This is a genomic window from Magnetospirillum sulfuroxidans (assembly GCF_018224925.1).
Taxonomy (GTDB): Bacteria; Pseudomonadota; Alphaproteobacteria; order Rhodospirillales; family Magnetospirillaceae; genus Magnetospirillum; species Magnetospirillum sulfuroxidans.
Window position 1 is genome coordinate 1 of sequence record NZ_JAGTUF010000060.1, and the last position, 631, is coordinate 631.

Annotated in this window: 1 protein-coding gene; it reads left to right on the forward strand. The window is 65.5% G+C overall.

What is annotated here, in order from left to right; genetic code table 11:
• On the forward strand, nt 1-219 hold a 219-nt coding region (locus KEC16_RS19655; protein WP_211552122.1), incomplete at its 5' end, for a hypothetical protein.
• Between the last annotated feature and the right edge of the window lie 412 nt (nt 220-631).

Genomic DNA, 631 nt, shown 5'->3' on the forward strand with positions numbered 1-631 from the left:
CTGGCTCAGACGCGCACGGTCCAGGGTGCCCAGGTCGCTTTGGGCGGCGGCGCCATCGTCGCCACGGCGATGGAGGCGGCCAATCAGGTGCGCGACGTGCTGCCGATAATCGACGCCATTCGCCAGTACTCACCGTGGCTGGTGCTGGCGGCCGTGGCCATCGGCATCGGCATCATGGTGTGGGCGCGGATCGACGACCGCGCCCAGGGCCTGCGCTGATGTGGGGCCTGTTAACCTCTGACTTGGGCTTGCGGCTGGCCAAGTGGGCCGCCATGGGGGGTGAGTGTAACTCAGTCACTTTGTATCGCCCAGAAGGGAGGCGGTCACACAAAGTTATCCTGTATCGGACAGCATCAGGCCGACCCCTTGCAACTGATTGCCGGCGCGGAGCTGCCACAGGTGAACCATCTCATGTGCCTGCCTGCGTGACAGGTGTTCCCGGTCGGTGCGCGCGCCGCAGGTGTCTGTTGGGTAAGGAGAGGCGCCAGCTAGGCCGACGCCCCGTCACGTTGGCCGTCAGGCCGCGTCGTCTTCGTTGATCTGCAGCGGATGAACTGAACCGCCCCGGGTTTGCCGGAGGCCATTTGGTTTGAGTTACGCGGCCACGGGCTGGCGAGCCAGCATGGCGTAA